Consider the following 24,490-nt stretch of genomic DNA (forward strand, 5'->3'; position numbering starts at 1 on the left):
TATATTTGAGAGTGTTGTGGCTTAGTTAAATTGGCTACAGATTTGTAGTTTCTAAGTCTAATGATGGGCGTAAGTGAGTTGGTTCTTTGGCTCGATCGGGGCACATACCGACTTAGGTTTCTAGTACACTCAGTGTGCGTAAGTGAGGAATTATGTAGGGTTACATAATTGTGCATAATTAAGGGTAATTGGCTATCCTATTAGTTACAATCAGCACATTTTCGAGCTGTCTTTCTGAGGTGCCTGGGGCACAAACTGAGATAGGAATTTGTGCTGATTTACTCTAAATCAGTAGCCAAAATCACCGTACCACTACAGCATCTCTTGATCGTTTATTCCTTTTTTAGATTGCTATATGCTTTTTATTTTGAATATCAAGATCACTTAAACCATCCATTTTCCACAGTTTAATGTGACTTAGATTACTTTTTTGTTATTTAAAATAAATTGAACTTGAAGCTGTTTTTTTACCTGTGCATTGTATATATATATAACTACATATAGTGGTAGGGCTTGACTACTCGTACTATATGTTGTGTTTTAGGTGGTTTTATTGGATGGTGTATGAAAAAAATATCTATTGGGAATAATTTGATACTAGGCTTTCATCCAATGCTTGATAGATTAATGGAGAATGATCCTATTTCATTGAAGTCTGGTCCTGATATATCAATATTATCAACAAAGCAGTTGAGCATATTGTGCAAAAATATCATGTTAAATGTAATGCAGTCAGGTGATGGGAAATATTTATTATTATCACCCAATCTAATATATAACCAGCTTATCCAGCACCCTGCAGCAAAAAATGAAGTTGTAAATGTATTGATTCACTCTCCTGAAAGCGAGCAAGAGCTTCTCGCGTTAATTGATACTCTGAATTTAGTTCAGCCAGCCTTATCTTTATTAGAATCTGCTAACAAATCTAAAACTATTAATGCTCGTTATCTTCAACTAAATAAAATGGGCTACAAACCAACGCCTCTCACATTTTTAGCTAAATTGGCTAACAAATGCCCATCTACATTGAGAGGTTAAGAGTATGAGTAATAAGCATATTGAAAAGTCTAATCGCTCTAATGCAGGGGGTACACCTTTTCCTCTTGTGCATGAGCATATGCAGAAGCTTCGTTATTGGTATCAGAGTAAACTGACTAATACACAGTTGTTGGTATTATTACTGACCTGGTTAAAACAAGATTTTAAAGCAGTCACAGAACAACAAACCTTCCCTCTGTTTTATCGCTCTAATTCTAATTATTCTAATCAAGCCGAAAGTAATTGTCTGCGAATTCTTCGTGGGGGCAATAATGTTTCATGGGTGGAATACTCAATTGAGATTGGTAATGAAGAATTTATTTGGATGCCTATTCCTATTGTATTAAGAGGTTTTTTTTGGAGGGTGTTACAAGAGAACTCTTATGAAAAACCACTATTAAATAAGAGGGAAAGTAGGGTTCTTTATGATTTTTGGATAAGCAAAATGGCAAGGCCTAGAGCAGACCGTGGGATTAAGATGGCCAATAAAACAGCCTGGGCCAATTATATTAATAATTACTGTCAGGCTGATACCGTACTTTCTAGTAATTCGAAGGCTCTATACTTCTCCAACCTACATCATTCTTCAGCAGATGCTTATCAAACAGAGACCATTGAGTCCGATCGTTATCAGTTATTTAAATCTATCAATAATAGTATTAACCGTTTAATTTTAGAGGCTGAAAAATGGGGGATATTACCGGATTTTGAGCGCTCTGTTAAAGAACATCACGTTATCCCAAATCGATATGAAAAGTTAGCTCAATATCTTATAGAAACGCCCGGCTTGATCAGCGAGATCAACATTGATTATAAGGAGCATCACCGAGAAGTCACTAAGGTAAGAAGTTCGCGTATTGGTACAAAGAGTGGTGTTGATAAGTTTGCTGTTACTCATTTGTTTAAAGAGCTTAACGATTTATTGTCTGTCAGTAAGCGCAAAGCAAGTAGTCGTTCTGCATTCATTTATTATTATAATCAGTGTACCTATATATTTTCCTTGCAACTTATACTGCTCACCAGCCTACGGCCTACTCATCAAATTAGCCCGTCATTGGCTGCATTATCTGCAGACCGCTTTAGTGTTAAAGATAAAGGTCAGAGTAGAAATATTCTATTAAGTACTTTCTTACAAGAGCAGGTTATTCGTTATCAAAGTATCCAGCGTAAGCTACAAAATATAATGCCTTGTTCAGAGAACTCTCCATTTTTGCTTTTCCTGATTGATGATGATTTTAAGCCTGCGCAATTATCAGCTAAAAAGCTGCGCATATTTACGAATAAGCACTGGCCTGGTCATGTTCCTTATCAGTTAAGAAAAATGTTTTCCCAAACATTGATGGAATTAAAACTGCCTAATCATTTACTTGATCGTGCAATGGGGCACTCTCGACTTGGGGAGCACGATGGTGCAATGACTGTCTTCCCACATGAGGAAAAAGTAATGCTTAATGCTCTAAATCAATTGCCTGATATCTTCAAAATTAAGCTATTTGATGATTAGTTTTAAAAGTGTAACCGACTGGTTAAATACACAACTAGAAGTCCCGCCTATGAGTGACGAGCTCCGTTGGGTGCTGAATCATTGGTCTGAGGTACACAGTGCAATGCAGCCTGTCTTAAGTCGATCAATGTTGGTTGCTATTAACTCTAAAATAAGAAAAATCTCAACAGGGAAGAGGAGAGGATATCAAAAAGCACTTTCAGTGATTACCGTATATTTATCAGAGTACTTACAGTGGTCGATTCCTGAAAAAGAAAAAGTAAAACTTCAAGATGCCAATAATAAGTGGTTTGAAGAGGTCACTGCTCAGTCTGCAAATTCGGAGTGTTTAGTTAATAGCCATCAAAAGCTCATAGAGGATGCAGTAAAGCAGCCTATTAAAGTTAATGCTGCCATGCTGAGTATTACACTCTTATTAGAAACTGCACCGATATCACTACCTGCTATTTTTTACCTACTTACCCATCCTGCTGTGCTAGAAGAGGTGGGAGGTATTGCTACGGTTTGTTATCCAGTTTCGCTCGATGATGAAGGTGAACAGAGGCAATATGCTCGTTACAAGTTGTCAGCACTTTCATATCGTTTATTGAAAGAATATTTTAGAGCTGGTGGCCCTCTTAAAAACATAAAGGCATTACGTCTTAATATTCGAGAGTACCTTGGTTCAGCGCCATTTTATCTGGAAAATGTTTCTGATAGTCAATTACTGAAAATGATCACCTGCTATTGGCAAAAACGACTACCGAACTTTTTCGTAAAAGATTTTATTAATCCATCCAATCAATTTGCACTACACCCAGCCCGCTATTTGATTGCAGCTAATTGTTCAGATAATTCAAGGCTAACTCAAAATAAAACACTATTTCATACTCATACCACCTTAGATATTAATCCGAGTGGTAAGCAAAAGTGGCCACATAAAAAACTATTAAAGGAATATAAAAAACTAGGTAAGAAAGCAGTGTTAAAGCTGCTTAAAAGTGAACCTTCAGTAGTCTGGCCACAAGACAATATTCTGCCTCAATTATATTACTTTTATGTTGCAGAGTTAATTGAGTTTGGTGGGGTTAAAAAAGATACTCTTAGGGTGTCTACGATCGAAACTTATACCAATGGCGATGAGTACCTTAATCTACACCCACTCAGTTTTGATGATGCAATATCTGAGGAAGCTTTGAACAATTGGGCTGAAGGTTTTTATAAAAATGCTCAATCAGAATCAGTCCGATTACATCTGTTTTACTTCTTGCGGTTTATGGCTGAGCAAGAGCTTACCGATGCACTTGATATCGATGCCTTTCAGCCAGTCAATTTACCCAAAACTGTCGATGCTAATTTAGTCTCTGCCAAAGAGTTAAATGAGATCATGCATCTGCTATCAGAAAGTGAGGCTGAAAATAAATTTCAACAACTGTTCTGCTTGGTTGCAGTGATCTTAAGTTTTCATGGTTGTTTAAGGCGTGGAGAAATCCTTAGATTACGCATGCAAGATGTTGAGATAAGTGAACCTAAAGGAACGCTATTTCGGCTAACTATTACTAATACTGCAGAAGGGCGTACTAAAAATGGTAAGTCGAGAGTTGCGCACATTGAATTACCAATTGAGCAGGCTAAGTTATTAAGGTTATTACTTAAAATAAAAGAAGAGGCGCACTATTTAGATCCATTGATTGGCTTTTCTGGAGAACTTATCTCTTCTAGAGAAAGGCAATACATTTTACCTATAACACGTGCCATTAAAAGTGTTTGTGGGCCATCGGCTCGTTTTCATCATTTACGTCATGGTGGCGCATTTGTCCTGGCGAGCCAGGTATTTGTTCTCTTCACAAAAAACGTCTCTTCGGTGAACTGCGTATATTTGTCAGCGCTATTACAGGAACCGTTTGTTAAGAATCGATTTTCTTACTGGCTTGAAGGGCGGGGAATTGAACAGGTAAATTCAGTCGTCGCATTGGATGTTATTGCAGATATGATTGGTCATAGCTTGTTTGAGACCACACGTAAAAGTTATCTGCATGGGCATGAATGGATTGGGGGCTACTTTACGCCTCAGGTACAGCAATATTCTAAACTCCTCCTTCGCTATATTTTGGGGTTAAATGTTGGTTCAAATGACATATCCAGACAAGTAAATATCCTCATAAGTAACGACATAGAAAATTTACAATCTATTTCCCATAGTAGTACTAACTTACTCCCTCGAAGGGTTCATGAGATGGCGGTTAACAAGGCCAGTAAACTATCTTGGCTAGCTACATGTGATACAAATTTAGTAGATCCTAATTGGACTGCTTTTTGGATAGAAAAGCTAGCTAGAACTTCTGATTGCTCTTTAGATTTATTGATACAAAACTCTTTAAATACCAAAGCAATAAATAGCTCTGTGACTTGGGAAGAATTAAGTAAGATCAAGCAATTACTCTACAGAAACAAGCTATCCACTCAATACAAAAAAACGACTTACAAGCTAATTAAACAGCTACTTTGCAAGCTAGATATTAAAGAGTGCTCTTTCGAAATGGAAATGACAAAAAGGGCTGCTGTTAGGTATGAAAAAATATTTAAGCTACCTGAGTTTGCTGTTTTTAATCGTCATTTCACTTTGTTTAAGAACCGAGGGACTTTAAGTGACAAGCAAGAGTTGTTCATTGCGCATGAAATCTTTATCGCTAACGAAAAACTTATGGTAGAGCCCATTCATTTAGGAAAAACAAAGCTTGTTGTTAGGCTGGAGTTATCTGGTATTTCAGAGCAGTGGCTAATCAATATTTATCGACAATTATTTTTATAACTGAGGTGTAGTATGGAAACAACAATTTCTTTATGTGCGGATAAAACAAAAGAACTGATTATTTTATTGGAAACAGCTGATAAAAAGTCTCCTGAATATAGAAAGTTTTTGCTTGAGCTAGATAAAAAATCTGGTGAAATTACATTTGTTGTCGGCAGCTCACAGGTGATGAGTCGCTTAATAGTTGGAGAAGGTAGTCTTGACCAAACTATGAATGACAAAGAGTATTTTTCTCATAATGCAGATTTATTGCTTAACGTTTTATCTAGTCCTGCCACTTCGTTAAATATAACGTTGAACTCAGATAAGACTGGACGAATAGAGATGACTTTTCCTAGCCTACCCAAGTTACGTAAAGGGTATTGTAAAGGCATAGAAGATGTACACCTTCAATATCTGAACGCAATTGATGATGCTAGTGTCAAGAAGTATGACAAAGATACGCTACTTGGATTAGTGCAGTTAGTGGATGAACAATGCCGGCCTTTTGAGTTTGTATTATTGAACTCAGAAGAAGGTGGGGACAGTGTCAAAGTGCAAAGAGATGGCGAAGTATTCTCTGAAAAGCTAGATACGAATACCCATTTAGGTATTGAGCTTTGTTTAGACAAAAAAACAATTAGCATAATCGATGACGTGTGTGAAAGTAGTACTGAAAAAGAGATCGGAATTCATGTAGGGCAAGGAGAAATTATATTCAAATTAAAGGATCGTGTTACCTCGGTATCTATACCAGACCATAGTGATTTTTTGTCAAAGATCGAATCCAAAAAAGACACCGTCATTAGCTTTATATTAAATGGCTATAAATTAAAAGATGAGCTGGGTGGTTATGTAAAAATGCATGACATTAAACAACAAGAGCAAAGTTACTTGCTGTTTCACAAAGGAAAGTTGGTTGTTTGTGCTAAATCAGAAGATCAGGATTGTGCTGATATATTAGATCTCATTGATGTAAGGTCTAGTGAGGATGACTTGTTGTTAATGGTTAATCTACATTTATTTAAAGATTTTAAAGTTAAAGATACAACAGAGCATCATAAACTAAAGGCATCAATAACAAAGTCGCATGATGGAGAGTATTGCTTCTCATTTTATAGTAGTTCTGATCCACGTAATGCGTTTTTCTCTGTTCCTTGTATAGCCGCACCAAGTCATATGAGCGAAATTAAAGATCTACACGCTCAACTGAAAAAGCAGTTAATAGCTCAGAAGAAAAAAGTAAAAGTAAGTCATGAGCAGCTTGATTTGGTTGGATATGGTGAGTTGTTGGATGTGTGAGGCAAGAAAGTCTTCTACCTAATTACTGGCAGAAGACTCGCTATATTACTTGTAATATTGTTTACATCTTTTCGAATTGTGTTTCCAAGAACGAGACAACTCACTAACAATAGATGGATAATCATCCCAAGGGTCTGGTAATACTCGCCCTCTAGCCGCTCTTAATTTAATGGGATAACCTCTAGTTTCAATCAAATGTATGAAGTAGAAGCTCTTTTCTTGCTTTGTGCTAAAAGACTTATGGGTTCCACTGCGTATGCTTGGATATATTTCCCATGAATAATTGCAGTGGCTACGCTTAACGCAATTACGATAATGCTGTTTTAATTTTTTCATTTACCCTCCAGGTTTACAGTACCTAGAAAGGGTCTCCTTCAAAATAATTCATTTATGCTCCAGTTTTAATAAAGTTATAGTGGTATTTTAGTATGAAATTCGAGCAAATACACATGATGATAATAAAAATTCTTATTGTTAGGTTATTAAGGGTAACCCTTACCTCTTGTAGCGTGTAAAGTTTGATTTACCTGCTCAGCCGTGTAATACTTTGTTTACTTGTTATAGCGTGTAAGGTGAAACATGAAAATATCCACAACAAAACAACTCAGTGCATATTTAAAGGATGTTCGTTTAGATAATGAACTATCTCAAGCGGATGTCGCTAAAAAGGTTGGGGTTCGCCAAGATACGGTTTCAAATTTTGAGTTAAGAGCTGGAACGACCAAGATGGATACTTTTTTTAAGCTACTTTCTGCGCTTGAGTTAGATTTTGAAATTACACCTCGTAATGGAAAAAATAGCGATGATGGTTCAGGTTGGAAAGAGGAGTGGTAATGGCTACCTTAGATGTCTACCTCAATGGTTATCTTGTTGGTGAGTTTAAAAAATCGAGCAATGGTGCCCACTCTTTTAGCTACTCAACGAGCTGGCTGGCATTGAATGGAAGCCGACCAATATCATTATCAATGCCACTCGCTAAGTCTGAATATCGTGGTGATGTTGTGTATAACTACTTTGATAATTTATTGCCTGACAACTCAGAGGTCAGACAACGCATTGTTGCGCGTTATCAAGCAGGCTCTTCTTTACCCTTTGATTTGTTATCTATGATCGGTAGGGACTGTGTAGGTGCTTTACAGCTATTACCAAAAGGAGAAGCCCCTCTTAACGTTAAAAATCTAGAATATAGAGCATTAGGTAATGAAGAGTTAGATAAAATAATAATGGGATATCGTGCCGATATGCCACTTGGTATGATTGAAGATCTGCAAGATTTCCGCATATCCGTTGCGGGAGCACAAGAAAAAACAGCGCTATTGAATATCGATCAAACTTGGTGTTTACCCTTAAACTCCACACCTACTTCGCACATTATCAAACTGCCTATTGGGCAGATTCAAAGTCACTCTTACTCACTAGATATGTCTGATAGCGTAGAGAATGAATTCTTATGTATGCAATTACTACAAGCTTACGGCTTATCTGCTGCTGGCTGTGAAATATTAACATTAGAGGAGATGAATGTACTTTCTGTTGAACGTTTTGATCGCCAATATTCAAGTGATAAAAAATGGTTAATGAGAAGACCTCAAGAAGATTACTGCCAAGTATTTAATGTACCTTCAGCCTTGAAGTATGAAAATCAAGGTGGTCCAGGCATTGAGCAAATCATGAATCATCTATTAGGCTCAAAGAATGCAGTAAAAGATAGAGCTGATTTTATGAAAGCACAAGTGCTGTTTTGGCTGATGGGAGCATCAGATGGTCACGCTAAAAACTTTTCTATTTTCATTTTACCTGACGGACAATTTCAATTAACACCATTCTATGATGTGTTATCTGTTTTCCCTGTCGTGAATAAGAAAGGGCTGAATATTCGTCAGGTAAAACTGGCGATGGGCTTAAAAGCGACGAAAGGGAAAAAGTATCATATTAATAAAATCTACCCTCGACATTTTATTGAAACAGCGAAGCAAGTTGGCTTTGAAACAGCCAAAATGGATACTATACTAAGTGAGATTAAAGCTAGCACTGAGCAAGTAATTATTGATATTCAAGCTAGGTTGCCAGTAAATTTTCCTGAAAATATATCAGAAAGTATATTTTCAGGGATGCTAAAACAGCTTAAAAAGTTATAAATTAAGTTTCATATGTTGAATTTTTTCAATAGTAAAGCTCAGTAATTTTGTAGCTTAAGAATTTAAATTGTCGTTATTGTTGTGGCCAAATGGTGGCCAATAATTTAATTTGACCGTTTAATCCGATCAAAAAAGGGCTTAAATGGTGTGGTTTATTGTGTTTTAACTGTTTGTTTTTAATGTGTTTTGTTGTTTTTTAGTAACTTGTGCTAATTTTGTGTTTAAGCCTTCCAAGCTGATAATGCGGGTTCGATTCCCGCTGCCCGCTCCAAGTTTTATCTACACTAAATCAACATTATGGTTGATTTTTTCGTTTCTGCTCTCTTGTAAAATTAAATTTTCTAGTAACTTATAGCACACACTATTTTCATTTATTAGTAATGCTTCGTCACACTTCCATTAACTCGTTCCAATAAAAACATCTCTCTATTTTTAAAATAAATTTTCTGCAAATGATTCTCTGCCACCTACTTTGTATAATTCCTCTATGAGCAATTTAAGATACGCTACATAGTGTATCAATCGACTCAAGTTCTACTCTTGTTATTCTCTCGTCAAATACCTGTTTAATCGTTTTATTTAAAAATTCCTTGATCAATATTAGAGTAATAATTCTTGTAGAAAGCTGCCTCGCTCTATTTTGTAAGGCAGGGACTCTGTAAATACTTGCTTTAGATCTCTTTTTATCTTGGGTAAATACAGTTTATCTATGAGTCTTGCACCAAAATAGCATTTCATTCCATATCATTAACTACCTACTATCGACTTATAACAATTTAAGTGTGACGACTCTGACCGTTGATGTTTATGTGTTTTATTTTATTGAAATCATAATGTTTAACGGGACATGAGAAATTATATTCAGTCATTAGTAAAACAGGAAAAAAAATGGAATTTAAAATCAAGACATTAGCTCGTTTGACCATGCCACTATTTGTTGTAGCAACCTTAGTTGCATGTGGTGATAGCAACAATCAAGAGCCTACACCCGGTGATGATAGTAATGGCGAGCTTAACTATTTACGGAAAGATGCGAGCTATGATGGCTGGGGGTTACATATATGGAATGATAATCCTGATTGTGACGGTGCGGCTGATAGTGCAGTGACAGATTGGGATCATCCGTTATTAGCGACTAGCGTTGGTGAAAACGGTGGGGTTTATGATATTCCATTGAAGCCTGGTGCAACCTGTGTGACTTATCTAATGCACAAGGGAGGGGAAAAAGAACCCGGAGGTGATCGCCAATGGGACATTAGTACTATTGGTAAAAAAGTATACCTAGTTCAAGGAAAAGTAGATCTTTCTGATTCGCCTATTCCATTGTCTATTTATGATGGCTCAAAAGGCATTTTAATTGATGCGTCTACCGTTGCTTGGGATGCAAGTAGTGCTGATACCTTTGAAGTTCATTACTCAGCCAATGGAGGTTTTGAAGTAAATGATGCTACTGGCGAAGTTATTTCTGAAACTCAATTATTAATGCTTACGAGTAAAACTAAGCCTGATGGCGTTGCTAAACGTTATGAAAGTTATCAATTTTTTGGTTTTGAACTACCTGAAAACCTTAACGAAACTAGATTAATGAGTGGGCAATTAGTACTTGTTGCTAAAAATGCAGAAGGTCGTATTTATGATGCAACAGGGGTCCAATTAGCCCCTGCTTTAGATGTAGTATATGCAACAGGTGAGGCAGGAGCACAACATGAAGCTCTAGGTGCAATCGTTTCTGGCACTGATGCAACATTTAAATTGTGGGCGCCAACGGCAAAAAATGTCGCACTTTATCTTTATGATGACAATTTAGCGATGGTTGGTGATGCAATCACTATGGTGCGTAAAGATAATGGGACGTGGGAAGTTGCAGATGTTTCGAATGCGCTAGGTAAATACTATCGCTATGAAGTTGAGGTCTATCACGCAGCGCTAGATAACGTTGAAACACTGCAAGTAACCGACCCTTACTCTCTAAGTTTATCTGTTAATAGTATGTATTCTCAAGTCGTTGATTTAAAAGTTGATGCTAAACCTACAGGCTGGGATACGCACACTATACCAACAGTGACTAACCCTGAAGCTCAGGTTATCTATGAAACACATCTTCGTGATTTAAGCTCCGCTCCGAATGATGGTGGAACAGATGCACTGGATGGTAAATATATAGCAATCACTGAAACGGATCGTGAAAGTGTTAAACAGTTAGCTTCTCTGGCTGAGAATGGTTTAAATACTATTCACTTAATGAATCTATTTGATATTGCAACCGTTGATGAAAATCCTGAAAAACGTGTTGAATTAAGTGATACGGTTGGCAAGCTTTGCGAATTAAATAAAAGCGCAGCTGTTTGTAATGATGGTGTTAATGCTTCAACGATACGTGAAGTGCTCGAAGGTTATGATCCAACTTCAAGTGACGCACAAGCGTTAATGAATGATTTACGTATGTACGATAGCTTCAACTGGGGCTATGACCCATTCCATTACACGGCACCAGAAGGTAGTTACGCAACTGATGCAAAAGGTACTGCACGTATTGAAGAGTACCGCACTCTCATCATGGAACTGCATGCAATGGGTTACCGCGTAGTGATGGATGTGGTTTATAACCACACTAATTCTGCTGGCACTGATGATAAGTCAGTATTGGATAAAATTGTCCCTGGATATTACCAGCGTTTAAATGCATCGGGTTATATTGAAACATCAACTTGTTGTTCAAATACAGCGACAGAAAACATCATGATGGGTAAGTTAATGACTGACTCTCTGGTTACTTGGGCACAAGAATACAAGATTGATGGTTTCCGTTTTGATTTAATGGGTCATCAACCTAAGCAACTTATGGTCGACTCACTTGCAGCTGTCAAAGTTGTAGATGCGGATACTTATTTTTATGGAGAAGGCTGGAACTTTGGTGAAGTCGCAGATGATGCGCTTTTTGAGCAAGCAACACAGGCGAATATGGGCGGGACTGAAATAGGTACCTTCTCAGACAGACTGCGTGATGCGGTGCGTGGTGGTAGTCCATTTGATGATGGCGATACATTACGTGAAAACCAAGGTTTTGCTAATGCTGGAGTTTGGAATGAAATGCAAACAGACTCAGATGCATCGCTAGTTAAGCTAAGAAAAGACGGCGATATCATCCGTTTAGGAATGGCAGGTAACTTAGCCAACTTCGTGCTACTTGATCAACAAGGCAATACTAAGCGTGGCCAAGATATTGATTATAATGGTCAAAAAGCAGGTTATACCATTGATCCGGCTGAGAATATCGCCTATGTGTCTAAACATGATAACCAGACACTTTGGGATAATAATATGTATAAGATCGCATCGGATGTAACCTCTGATCAACGCGCTCAAATGCAGATCATAGCATTAAGTACCAACATGCTTGGCCAAGGTATCCCTTTCTTCCATATGGGATCAGAACTGTTACGATCTAAATCAATGCAGCGTGATAGTTACGACTCAGGTGATTGGTATAATATCGTTAACTACGATATGAGTAGCAATAATTGGAATGTCGGTTTACCACGTGAAGATAAAGATGGCAGTAACTGGCCCTTAATCTCAACTATTATTGCAGATACAAATGCAGAGCCTATGGTCGCAGATATTGAATGGACGAATGCACGCTTTAAAGAGCTACTAAAAATTCGTACCAGCTCACCGCTATTTAGTCTTGAAACGGAAGCAGATATTAAAGCACGTGTTGATTTTCGCAATACAGGTATTGATTCTGTTGCCGGTGTCATTGTAATGAGCATTGATGACGGTGTAGGCCTTGTTGATTTAGATGAGACAGTTGATGCAATTGTTACTGTCATTAACGCAACGAATGAACAGCAAGTTATTCCAGTCGTAGGAGCAACTGATTTTATATTACATGGCGAACTAATAGCAGGTACGGCTTCTTTTTCTGGGAATGAATTTACTGTCCCTGCATTAACGACAGCAGTGTTTGTTAAAGTACAATCTGGTGCACAAGGTGTTGGTTTATCAGTTGATAATAGTAAGAAAGATTTATCATCGATTCCGCCATTTGGTAATGATATTCCTCATGTTCGTGGTGATATGAATAGCTGGGGTGATGCCGATGCAATGGATTTTGTTAGCGCGGGTATTTACAGCATGACGATGACATTGGAAGCGGGTACTTATGGCTTTAAAGTCGCCGATCCAACTTGGAATGCAATTAACTACGGCACTGCAGGAGCATTAGTACTAGGTGAAGCGTTAGCATTAAATGGTAGTGATAATATTTCACTAACATTAGATGCTAAATCAGTCGTTACCTTTAGTTTTGATGCGAATGATAAAGATTTAGCAATGTTAACCGTTACTGCAATTGAAAGTTACCAGTTGTAGTGTATTTGATGACAGTGCGAAACTGCACCACTTACTTTTGATATTTATGTTAAAGGTAATCAATCAGAATGGGGAATTTCACCTGAGTATCAACTCACTTACAAAGGTGGTAAGACTTACCAAGCTAACTTCGATTTTGGTGGGGATGTAGAGTTTAAACTTGCTGGCGATGATTGGGCTAATAATTTTATCGTCGCGGATGGTGCGACCCTGTCTGCTGATGTTGAATACCCTGTCATGCTAGGTGTTGATGGCGCCGCTAATAATAAAGTGACATTACCTGATGGCCGCTGGAGTTTCGGACTTACGTTAGACGATGATTTAACAACTGGTACGTTGTTAATCCAGGAATGCGCTCAGTAGATAGATAACGACAACTAAGCCAATCTCAGCCGGGTTATCCCGGCTTTTTTATATCTGTCACTTTATAATATCAATTACATAATCGCCGATGTTTATTGGATAGAGTAGGGGGATTTTAGTGTTTTTTACAGATAAAAAAGATCCATAAAATTTTTTGATTGTAGTAGATGATTTTTATGGAGAAAAATTAATATTTAAACTATTTTTCTCCATAAAAATTAATATTTAAACTATTTTTCAAAGCCTTGAATTAAATAAACGGTTCATTAAATTCGATTTAATGCATAAGTCTGGCGTGAAGTCTGTCACATAGATTAATTCACTTAATATGACTTAATCTTGAAAATCTCCAACCTACGTCACAATTTAATTGCTAGGTATTTATTGTTGCTATGGTTATTGCGCCTAAATAGCATTTCCTTCTATTTCATTATCTCCCTAATATTAATTTATTAAGTTTAATTAAATTATTATTAGGGAGGATATTCTCAATGAAAACACACTCTATAACGCCTCAGCAGCAAGATAAAAAATGGTGGCATGATGCGGTGGTCTATCAGATATACCCACGTAGTTTTATGGATGAAAATAATGATGGCATGGGGGATCTCGCTGGGATCATCAGTAAATTAGATTACCTTAAAAAGCTGGGGATAAATGTAATTTGGTTATCGCCAGTGTTTAAATCTCCGATGGATGATAACGGTTATGATATATCTGATTATCAAGCGATTTCCTCTGAGTTTGGCACGTTAGAAGAGATGGATAAGTTAATCGCTGAAGCTGCAAAGCACAATATTAGTATTATTATGGACTTAGTCGTTAATCATACGAGTGATGAACACTATTGGTTTACAGAGTCTAAAAAATCAATCGATAACCCTTATCGTGATTATTACATTTGGCGTAAGCCACAAGCCGATGGTTCTGCACCAAATGATTTTCATTCATACTTTGGTGGCAGTGGCTGGGAGTTCGATGCGAATACGGGCGAATATTATTTCCATCAATTTTCTAAGAAACAACCAGATTTAAATTGGGATAACCCTGAAGTGCAGAAAGTCGTGCACGAGATGATGAACTGGTGGTTAGATAGAGGCATTGGTGGCTTCCGCATGGATGTTATCGACTTGATTGGTAAAGAGATCGATAACCAGGTTATGAGCAATGGTCCGCGCTTGCATCCTCTGTTACAGGAGATGAACAAAGCAACTTTTGGTGATCGTGATGTATTAACCGTCGGCGAGTCTTGGAGCGCGACGCCTGAGATTGCCAAACTGTATTCAGATCCTGCCCGTGAAGAGCTATCCATGGTTTTTCAGTTTGAGCATATTACTATTACCTTCGACCCAGTTGAAGGAAAGTGGAAGCCTCGCGCGTTTGATCTGGTTGAATTTAAGCAAGTGATTAGTAAATGGCAAATCGGGTTAGCTGACTGTGGTTGGAACTCTTTATTTTGGAACAATCATGACCTACCTCGCGCAGTTTCAAAGTATGGTGATCCGGGCCGTTACCGAGTGCAATCGGCTAAAATGCTGGCGACAGCATTACATTTTCTTAAAGGCTCTCCTTATATTTATCAGGGAGAGGAAATTGGCATGACCAATGTGCAATTTGATGCCATTGAAGATTATCAAGATATTGAAACACTGAACCTCTATAAAGAACGTATTGCAGAAGGCTCCTCACACGAGGAAATGATGGCAGGTATTCATGAAAATGGTCGTGATAATGCGCGTACACCGATGCATTGGAACAACACTGCTAATGCCGGTTTTAGCAAAACTAAACCTTGGCTAAAACTCAACCCTAACTACGCCGAGATTAATGTCGAATCTGCATTAAATGATCCTGATTCTATTTTCTATCACTACCAAAAACTAATTCAACTGCGTAAAGACCATGAAGTAATGGTTTACGGTGATTACTCTCCGTTATTTGAATTGCATACGCAGGTTTTTGCTTACCAGCGTGGTCTTGGTAATACACAGGTATTGGTGATTAATAACTTTAGCAATGAGTCAGTACAGTTAGCACTGCCTGAATCGTTACAAGGGCTGAAGGGGCAATGTCTGAGTAGTAACTATGAGCAACGTACTGAATTAACTGATGCCTTAGATCTTGCTCCCTATGAGTCTTTTGCTCTGTTATTGAAATGCAATGAACAGGAATAATAAAATGAAAAATTATAGTTTGGTTGGTGATGTCGGCGGTACTAATGCTCGTCTGGCGTTATGTGATATAGAAACGGGCAATATTTCTCATTCTTTAACCTATTCCGGTTTAGATTACCCTTCGCTAGAACAAGTCGTAAAAGCTTATTTAAAAGAGCAGCCATTGAGTGTTGAGCAAGCCTGTATCGCAATAGCATGCCCTATCCAAGGGGATAAGGTGGTAATGACAAATCATACTTGGGCATTTTCTATTACTGAAATGCAAGAAAACCTGGGTCTTAAAAAGTTAATCATTATTAATGATTTTACTGCTGCATCAATGGCAATCCCGATGCTTGCCGATGCTGACAAAGTACAGTTGGGCGGTGGCTCAGCACAGTCTGATAAACCGATTGCTGTTTATGGTGCGGGCACTGGCTTAGGTGTCGCGCATTTGATACCCACTGGTGATCGTTGGTTAAGCATTGCGGGTGAGGGAGGCCATATAGATATGGCCAGTAATAACAAGCAAGAAGCACAGCTGATACAACAATTACGTCAAGAGTTTGGCCATGTTTCGGCAGAAAGGCTGCTCTCAGGACCGGGATTAGTTAATATTTACGCTGCTTTGATTAAGTCTGAAGATCGTGTGCCAGAAATATTAACCCCTCAGCAGGTCAGCGAACGAGGTGTTTCTGGTGAGTGTGATGATTGCCATCAAGCACTAAGTCTCTTTTGTGTATTGATGGGACGTTTTGCTGGCAATCTTGCATTAAATCTTGGTACCTATGGGGGGGTTTATATTGCTGGTGGCGTTGTCACTCGCTTTCTTGAGTTTTTTAAAGCTTCTGATTTCCGCATCGCTTTTGAGGACAAAGGGCGTTTCAAAAATTACCTAGCGCCAATTCCTGTTTACGTAATTACCCATCCTCAGCCGGGACTTTTAGGTGCAGGCGCTTATTTACGTCAGTCCTTAGGGATTCGTTTGTAATAGCAACGCATTGACTAATCCAACTTACTGCTTAAAAGAAACGAAGAGATCCAGTGCTCGCACCACTACTTCTATTCTCGTTTCAGCGGTTTCATAAAATTAAGATAATAAGACCATAATTATGAAAAGTGAAACAAAAAAAAATACAGCAACAATCAGTAACATTAAACGAAATTGGTGGAAAGAGGCGGTGGTTTACCAAATTTATCCGCGTAGTTTTATGGACTCTAATGGTGATGGTATTGGCGATCTTCGTGGTATCACAGAGAAACTTGATTACCTCCAAGATCTTGGCATTGATGTAGTCTGGATTTGCCCTATGTTTAAATCACCTAATGATGATAATGGCTACGATATCAGTGATTATCAGGAGATCATGGAGCAGTTTGGCAACATGGCTGACTTTGATCAGCTACTGGCTGCGATACATGAGCGTGGCATGCGTCTGATTTTGGATTTAGTGGTTAATCATACTTCCGATGAGCACCCTTGGTTTGTTGAATCGAGCTCGTCGAAAGATAACCCGAAGCGCGATTGGTATATCTGGCGTGATAGCCAAGAAGATAAAGCACCAAACAACTGGGAGAGTATATTCAAGGGGCCTGCTTGGCAACATGATGCCACTACACAACAGAGCTATATGCACCTTTTCTCGACTAAGCAGCCGGATCTCAATTGGGAAAATCAAGCGGTTCGTGATGCGATCTACAAAATGATCAACTGGTGGTTAGATAAAGGAATAGACGGTTTCCGCCTCGATGCAATTACACATATGAAAAAAGAGCCTGGTTTAAGTGATATGGCTAACCCTAATAGCTTAAAAAATGTGCCTTGCTGGGACAAAATGATGAATGTCGACGGCGTGCTTAATTATATTGATGATATGTGCCGTAAGACGTTTAACCACTATGACATTATGACGGTGGGTGAGGCGAATGGTGTTTCGGTAGATCAAGCAGAAGAGTGGGTAGGAGAGCAGAAGCAACGTTTAAGCATGATTTTCCAGTTTGATCATCTACAGCTTTGGAACGAAGATTCAGAGTCTCAATTAGATCTTATTGAATTGAAAAGAATTTTTAGTAAGTGGCAAAAAGGACTACAAAATTCTGGCTGGAATGCTCTCTTTCTAGAAAATCATGATATCCCACGCATTGTTTCTAAATGGGGTAACACGGAAAAATATTGGTTTGAAAGTGCCACTGCATTGGCCGTTATGTATTTTCTAATGCAAGGAACGCCCTTTATCTACCAAGGACAAGAGATAGGTATGACTAATACCCAGTTTGACGGTATTGATGATTTTGATTGTGTGGGCGCTAAAAACCATTATGCCGAGTTACGTGAGCAGGGTATGCCTGAACAGGAAATTTTACATCTTCTAAGCAAAATTGGTCGAGATAATTCACGTACTCCTATGCAATGGGATGCAACAGAGCATGCAGGTTTTAGTTGTCATGCTCCTTGGCTTAAAGTTAACCCTAACTATCAAAGTATTAATGTGGCGGAGCAGCTACAAGATTCAGGATCGGTGCTTAATTTCTACCGCCGTCTGATTGCCCTTCGTAAAGCGGAGCCCGTATTAGTTTATGGCGAATATGATTTAGTACTTGAAGCGGATGAGAAAATTTATGCTTATACGCGTAGTTTGGATGAGCAACAACTGCTGATTATTTGTAATCTAAGTAAAGAAAGCGTGCAATATTATTACGATAATAAGGCATTAAGGGAAAAAAATATGATACTTAGTAATTATACCAAGGGGCTTGATAATGATTTCCTACTTCAACCTTTTGAGACGAGAATTTATCGTCTTGGTAAAGCTTAATCGCATCTAGTTATTCCTGCGTAATACACTGATTATATTAATAATCAGTGTGTTTTTTTTAAATAAAAATTCAGTATCGGTTACGTACAATAAAAATTCACTAACAGGCAATTATTTTTTAGCGTTTTATCTATTTTCCTGCGCTATTAGTTTCATATCAATATTATCCTTCTCCCTTAATATGAGGGTTCTCTTTTATCAATGATTTAAACTGCTCCAATAACGCGATACTTTGCTTATCTTGTCGGCCATCTTTATGCAGGTAAGCGCCGATGGTCGCTTTGTTAAAGCATTCTTGCATCTGCAGTGGGACGATATCAAAATTTTCAAAGTATGCTTGCATATCAACCGGGTAAGGTAAAATAGCATCACTATTTTGTAATAAATCAATTGCGGTTAAAAATGAATTTGTCGTGTAAGTTACTTTTTCTTGCAAGTAATGGCGTTTCTGAAAAGAGCTAAGCTCAGGGCTTGGTTGTTGCAAATGCGCATAGCGTTTTTTGGAGACACCTAAGTCAACAGAAGGGAAGCGTGCGATATCTTCATTACTACATACTAACTCCAGCAAAGGGTGGCCTTTCCTAACATAAACTTCTTCGTGGCTACTGAAAAGAGGATAAAAAAGAATATCTTCGTACTGTGCTAATCCGACTATTTCATGTCCAACAAAAATACTGATCTCATTACTGAGTAATAGATTCATCAGCTGTAGATTGTCCCCAACATCAATGGTGATATTAGTGTGCGGATAAGCCGTTCTAAAGTCCTGTACGCAGTCACGAAGAAATAGATGCCACCATGCATCACCACAACCTATTTTAAGCTCCGCCTGGTGTCTTAGCTTGTTTTTCTTAAGCTTGATAAGGGTATTATCGTATAAATGTTGCAATAACTTAGCTTGTTCATAGAGCAGCTCTCCACTGGAGGTAAGCGTAATGCCTTTGGAGTTACGATTAAACAATTTACTCCCAAGCTTCTCCTCTAATTTTTGCATATTATGGCTTAAGGTCGGTTGGCTTAAACACAGCAGGTTGGCTGCTTGAGTAATATTTTGTGTCTTGGCCACCTGTGTAAATTGAAGCATTAACTTGAACATAATTGATCTTATTTGTGCAGGGAAAGTTCTATTTTATGTTGCTTAAGCTTTTATTTCTATACGGGCCTACTGCAAGATTAAGAATCATGAGTCGAAGTGATCATTCATTTTTCTTTCTCATCATTCTTAATAATTTAGTGATCTTGTATAAAAGATGCCGTGTGAATACCAGTGCTTTATTTATTGAAAAAAACACTGTCACCAACATTTTTGATTAACGCTTAAACAAACAGTTAGATACTTCCTTGGGAAAATTAATGGCAATGCTTGCGTGAAAGCAAGCTTCTATTTTTTATTAAGACTACACAACTTCTATAAGTTACGGAAGGTTATAGAGTGCAAACCCGAATGCAGGAAGGGTTAATGTTTCTGCTAATTGACAGGTTTTTTCATTGTAAATATCGATTACCGTACGACCAGAAAGTGCAACCGGAAGCTTCATGATAGAAGGCTTATCATTGTTATTGATCGCGATAAAAATGTTATCTGCATTATTCTGTTTTTGATAAATAACACTCTTCTGGGTGTTATCCGTTACTAACCATTCAATTTTATGAGCTCGTAATGCACTATAGGTTTTACGTAACGTAATAATCTTTTTAATGTGTTGTTTCATATTAAGGTCGTGTTTACTTTCATCCCAAATCATACATTTTCGATTAAGAGGATCTTCTCCGCCCTCTAAACCAATCTCACCACCGTAATAAATACAGGGAGAGCCTGTTTGAGTAAATTGGAATAAGTATGCCAATTTTGCTTTATCTTTGTTTGCTCCACATTGGTCAAGAATACGTGATGTATCATGGCTATCTAATAATAAAAATGAGGCTTCGCTTACATTAATTGGATAACTAACATTTATCTCGTTCACCGCTGATTTAAATTGCTCTGCATTTAAGGTATCAGTGGCAAAAAAACCGAGAATGGCATCGGTGAGTGGATAGTTCATTACCGCATCAAACTGATCTCCACCTAACCAGTTCATTGAGTCGTGCCACACTTCACCTAAAATATAGAGTTCAGGTTTAATCGCCTTTAACTCATCGCGGAAGCGTCGCCAGAAACGTTGATCTACCTCGTTAGCGACATCTAAACGCCAAGCATCAATATCAAAATTACGCACCCAATAGCGTCCTGCCTCGAGTAGATATTCCATCACTTCAGGGTTTTCAGTATTGAGTTTGGGCATGTTTTTCGCGAAAGCAAAAGCACGATAGTTAAGCATTTCTTTACTATGACTATCTCGTTTTGATTCATTAATCAGTGGGAACTGCTCAATATAAAACCAATCTACATACTTTGAGTTTTTTCCATTTTTCAGCACATCTTGCCACTGTATTGAGCTGGCGCCAATATGATTAAAAACAGCATCAAACATGACTTTTATGCCTCGTTTATGCGCTTCGGTAATTAATGTTTTTACTGTTTCTTCATCTCCAAAAGCAGGGTCTACTTTTAGGTAATCTGTCGTATCATATTTATGATTACTCTCACCTTCAGTAATCGGGGTGAAATAGATACCGGTAATACCGAGATCTTGAATGTAATCTAGGTGGTCAATCACACCTTGTATATCGCCACCAAAAAAACTGTTTACTGTTGGATCTTTAGATCCCCAAGGCAAAGCATTTTTAGGGGAAATAGCAGGGTTACCATTAGCAAAGCGTTCAGGAAATATTTGATACCAGGTCGTATCTTTAACCCAAGATGGCGCATTAAATACATCCGCGGGGTTAATATATGGGAAGCCGTAAAAATTAGATAACTGCGATAGCAGAGGATCATTATCGCGGTTATCAATCGCTATGATCTGTTTTTCACCCGCGAGTAATAGTTCGTTATCTTCACTTTCAAGAATAAAGGCATAACGAGCGCGATAGAATTGCGGACGAGCTTCGCAGAACCAATAATCAAATAGTTCAGTTTCACACTCTTTTTCCATCACCATATTTTCAGCCCCTATCCAACCGTCGGCGTTTCCTGCATTTAGATTTCCGCCACCGCCTCCTTTCGACCAATCGAAGGGGTCTCCAATACGAAGTGTGACATTATCTACCTCTCCTTTTGCACTGCGAATACGCAGGTGAAGCGTTTCCTTATCGTATGCGTAAGAGTAACTAGAATGGGACCTGTGGTAGATAGCTGCTTTTGTAATCATTTGTAATACCTTAATACTTTGTTAATTATTTCAATTATTGGTGGCACATATTATTGTGTAATATTTTCTTCGTAATACTTCAGCACGCGTAAGACTTCACTAACACTCCAAGCTTGAGCAAAACATCCACGAGACTGATTCGGATTGTAACCATCATGGATTTCCGCCAGTTGCCCAATACAACCTTCATAAAGTGCCCCTTGGTTATGCTCAATAAATTGTTCGACAATATGCATGAGTGTTTTATCGTTTGAAAAGTGACGTAAAATTCCCATTAAAAATTGTCCTATCATAAAGCCCCACACCGTACCTTGGTGGTAGGCCATATCACGCTCAAAATGCGAACCTGTATGTGTGCCTTTAAACTCTGTATCACTCATGGCAAGCGAACGTAAACCCAATGGTGTATAAAGATGCTGATAGATATTAAGAATTACCGAACGCGCTCTTTGTGGGCTTAAAATAGGAAAAGGAAGGCCAACTGCGTAGGCTTGGTTCGGACGTATTTGTTGATTCACTTCACCGTCTTTAAACCAGTCATTGAGGTAACCGGCGGGGTTATAAAATTGATCGTTAAAACTGTTTTTTACGCGCTCTGCCAAGGCCGGTAATTCGGGCATCGACTTACCAAGTGCGTAATTAAAGTGGTCTAAAATAGATAGAGTGTTATACCAAAGCGCATTGATTTCTACCGCACAGCCATGTCTTGGTGTAGGTAAAGTATCAGCGTACCGAACATCCATCCATGTCAGCTGATCAAAGCCACTGCCACCACTAATTAAGCCACTTTCTAGCATCTTAATATCGAAATCAGTGCCATTTCGATAATGTTGATAAATACTCACCATACAGTCGTAAGCTTCATCACGAATAAAATCGAGATCGCCACTTACTTGGTAATATTCGTAAAGACTGACAACTAAAAGAAGTGCTGCATCTATCGTATTATAAAGAGGGGCTACGCCGGCTTCGGGAAATAGGTTAGGAATAATGCCACGACGCTCATAACGGATAAAAGTACGGAATATTTGTTTGGCATCGGCAAACTGATTGGTGGATAAATTACATCCCCAAAGTGCGATCATGGTGTCGCGTCCCCAATCTGCAAAGAAGGGGTAACCCGCAATAATTGATTTAGACTCGGTCGAGTCGCGTGTAACAACAAATTGTTCGCTAGCGCGTACCAACTGTTGAGCAAATGGACTTTTTAAACCTGCTTGCAGAATATACTGCTGTTGACGCTGGACCTCTTCATCGATCATTGATTCAATATTCTGTGCAGGTAACTGTTTGCCTCGCGCCTCTTCTGCTTCAAAGATAATATAAAAATGTTCTTCTGCTTGCTGGCCATCAAACTTAACCGTGTGTAATGCCATTTGTGCATCGGTGGCCGTGCGATCATCGCGGGCATCATAAGCGAAGTACAGCCCAGGTTCGTAACGCTTGGTTTCAAAGGCATGGTCTACACCATTATGGCGATAGGCGAGAGATTGCCCATTACTGTTAATTAAACCTTCTTTATGATTAAAGCCTTGCTCTTTTGAAAGGCTTTCACCTTTAGCGCAGAAGTGATATTTCGGAGTAACATCAAGCGTGAAGGACTGTTTTAAGGGGTTAAATATTCGGTACTCTACGGCCATACGGTTCAAACCCTGCACCATGACTAGTGTTTTAGTTATCTCAATACCTTGTATTCTATAGGTAAATTTAGGTAAGTAAGTTTGGCTAAAGTTGTCAAATAACAGTGTTGCATCGATACTATCAAAAGGATTTACGTTCGCTTGTGAAGAAAGTGCATAACATTGCCCATCGGATAAAATAATACGGTCGTCCAAATGACGGACGAAACAAAAACGGTTATTGGGCGCAACAAGACTACCCATAAAAAGTGCATGATCATTTCGGCTACAAGAGCCCGCAAGGGTCAATGAAGAGTAACCGCCGAGTCCGTTGGTTAAGAGATAGTTAGATTCTTCAAGGCGATTCATGTCGCGGAAATTTGCTTTGGAAAGAGAAATTTTCATATAAACCTTATATTTTGTTAAATGTTATCCAGTTATTCCTGATTCTTTCTATCAAAGATAAAAATCAGGAATTTCAAAATAGGCAGGAGGATCTTGTTCTAACGTTTAATTTCGTTATAAACGAGTAATAATTTTTGTACTTCACCCTGAGTAAAATCAAGGTTTTTACTCTCTTCGTATCCCCATAGAGGTTCAACAAGCACAGAGTCTTTTAGTGGTGAGACCTTAATGGCGACAATTCGATCTTGATTTTTATCGGAGATAAAAAATAGGTAGGGTTGAGGTGTGCCAAGTAATGCGCTGTAAAGAGAAGAGGGGGTGTAAACGGCATTGACTGCTTTAACGTCTTCGCTGTTATAAAATTTTTGAGCTTGGGCTAAAACTGGCAGTGCCATTTCTTGAAGTTGTTCATAGCTACTCTCAACATGAAATGTGCCACAGTTAGTCGGGATCTGCTCACGTAGCAATTTATATTGTGCTGAAATATCTTCTAATGGTAGTTGTCGATAATCTTTCTCAAAAACATCTGCGCTTAGAAAAAGAGAATCATTATTAACACACTGCTTGAATGCCAGCTGCTGATCAATAAATGCAGCGTGTTCAAATTGTGGCTTTGGTAGATTGCCAGAAACAATAATAAATCCGACAATAAATATGATCACAGCCACGGCGATATGAAACATGTAGTCGTGAATACGTTGGAGTTGTCCGCGAAAAATCAAACTGGTATTCCTTTTGATAAAAAAGTTGGGCT

14 protein-coding genes are annotated in these 24,490 nt (G+C 38.3%); 10 read left to right on the forward strand and 4 right to left on the reverse strand.

Annotation, left to right across the window (positions count from 1 at the left end):
- The first annotated feature begins 564 nt into the window (after positions 1-564).
- The 10 genes from CXF74_RS02305 (at position 565) to CXF74_RS02355 (ending at position 18,458) form a co-directional block, all read left to right on the forward strand.
- Positions 565-1,038 (forward strand): hypothetical protein, encoded by a 474-nt coding sequence (locus CXF74_RS02305; protein WP_101080784.1) that lies wholly within the window; start codon positions 565-567, stop codon positions 1,036-1,038.
- A gap of 4 nt (positions 1,039-1,042) precedes the next feature.
- Complete coding sequence (locus CXF74_RS02310; RefSeq protein WP_101080785.1) at positions 1,043-2,542, forward strand: hypothetical protein; 1,500 nt, start codon at positions 1,043-1,045, stop codon at positions 2,540-2,542.
- A gap of 103 nt (positions 2,543-2,645) precedes the next feature.
- A complete protein-coding gene (locus tag CXF74_RS02315) occupies positions 2,646-5,333 on the forward strand; it encodes a hypothetical protein (RefSeq protein ID WP_157822315.1) in 2,688 nt (895 codons plus the stop codon).
- A gap of 12 nt (positions 5,334-5,345) precedes the next feature.
- Complete coding sequence (locus tag CXF74_RS02320; RefSeq protein WP_101080787.1) at positions 5,346-6,614, forward strand: hypothetical protein; 1,269 nt, start codon at positions 5,346-5,348, stop codon at positions 6,612-6,614.
- Positions 6,615-7,193: 579 nt separating this feature from the next.
- Positions 7,194-7,448, forward strand: coding sequence for a helix-turn-helix domain-containing protein (locus tag CXF74_RS02330; RefSeq protein WP_101080789.1), 255 nt, complete (start codon positions 7,194-7,196; stop codon positions 7,446-7,448).
- Positions 7,448-8,752, forward strand: a complete 1,305-nt coding sequence (locus tag CXF74_RS02335) for a type II toxin-antitoxin system HipA family toxin (protein ID WP_101080790.1) — start codon at positions 7,448-7,450, stop codon at positions 8,750-8,752. Before CXF74_RS02330 ends, CXF74_RS02335 begins: the two co-directional genes overlap by 1 nt.
- Positions 8,753-9,640: 888 nt before the next feature.
- A complete protein-coding gene (pulA, locus tag CXF74_RS02340; protein ID WP_101080791.1) occupies positions 9,641-13,126 on the forward strand; it encodes a pullulanase-type alpha-1,6-glucosidase in 3,486 nt (1,161 codons plus the stop codon).
- A gap of 854 nt (positions 13,127-13,980) precedes the next feature.
- A complete protein-coding gene (locus tag CXF74_RS02345) occupies positions 13,981-15,663 on the forward strand; it encodes a glycoside hydrolase family 13 protein (protein WP_101080792.1) in 1,683 nt (560 codons plus the stop codon).
- 4 nt (positions 15,664-15,667) lie between these two features.
- Entirely contained in the window at positions 15,668-16,633 is a 966-nt protein-coding gene (gene glk / locus CXF74_RS02350) for a glucokinase (protein WP_101080793.1), read from the forward strand.
- Positions 16,634-16,754: 121 nt separating this feature from the next.
- Positions 16,755-18,458: an alpha-glucosidase gene (locus CXF74_RS02355; RefSeq protein WP_101080794.1), complete on the forward strand. Its 1,704-nt coding sequence runs from the start codon at positions 16,755-16,757 to the stop codon at positions 18,456-18,458.
- 163 nt (positions 18,459-18,621) lie between these two features.
- On the opposite strand, the gene CXF74_RS02360 is transcribed toward CXF74_RS02355, so the two are convergent.
- From CXF74_RS02360 to CXF74_RS02375, 4 genes are all read right to left on the reverse strand, one after another.
- Positions 18,622-19,554 (reverse strand): LysR family transcriptional regulator, encoded by a 933-nt coding sequence (locus tag CXF74_RS02360; RefSeq protein WP_101080795.1) that lies wholly within the window; start codon positions 19,552-19,554, stop codon positions 18,622-18,624.
- A gap of 319 nt (positions 19,555-19,873) precedes the next feature.
- Positions 19,874-21,712, reverse strand: a complete 1,839-nt coding sequence (locus CXF74_RS02365; protein ID WP_101080796.1) for a glycoside hydrolase family 13 protein — start codon at positions 21,710-21,712, stop codon at positions 19,874-19,876.
- A 50-nt stretch (positions 21,713-21,762) separates the two neighbouring features.
- Positions 21,763-23,736, reverse strand: a complete 1,974-nt coding sequence (locus CXF74_RS02370) for an amylo-alpha-1,6-glucosidase (protein WP_101080797.1) — start codon at positions 23,734-23,736, stop codon at positions 21,763-21,765.
- A gap of 98 nt (positions 23,737-23,834) precedes the next feature.
- Positions 23,835-24,458 carry a hypothetical protein gene (locus CXF74_RS02375; RefSeq protein ID WP_101080798.1) on the reverse strand — a complete coding sequence of 208 codons (624 nt, stop codon included), beginning with the start codon at positions 24,456-24,458 and terminating at the stop codon, positions 23,835-23,837.
- Between the last annotated feature and the right edge of the window lie 32 nt (positions 24,459-24,490).

This window comes from Psychromonas sp. Urea-02u-13 (genome assembly GCF_002835995.1).
Lineage (GTDB): Bacteria > Pseudomonadota > Gammaproteobacteria > Enterobacterales > Psychromonadaceae > Psychromonas.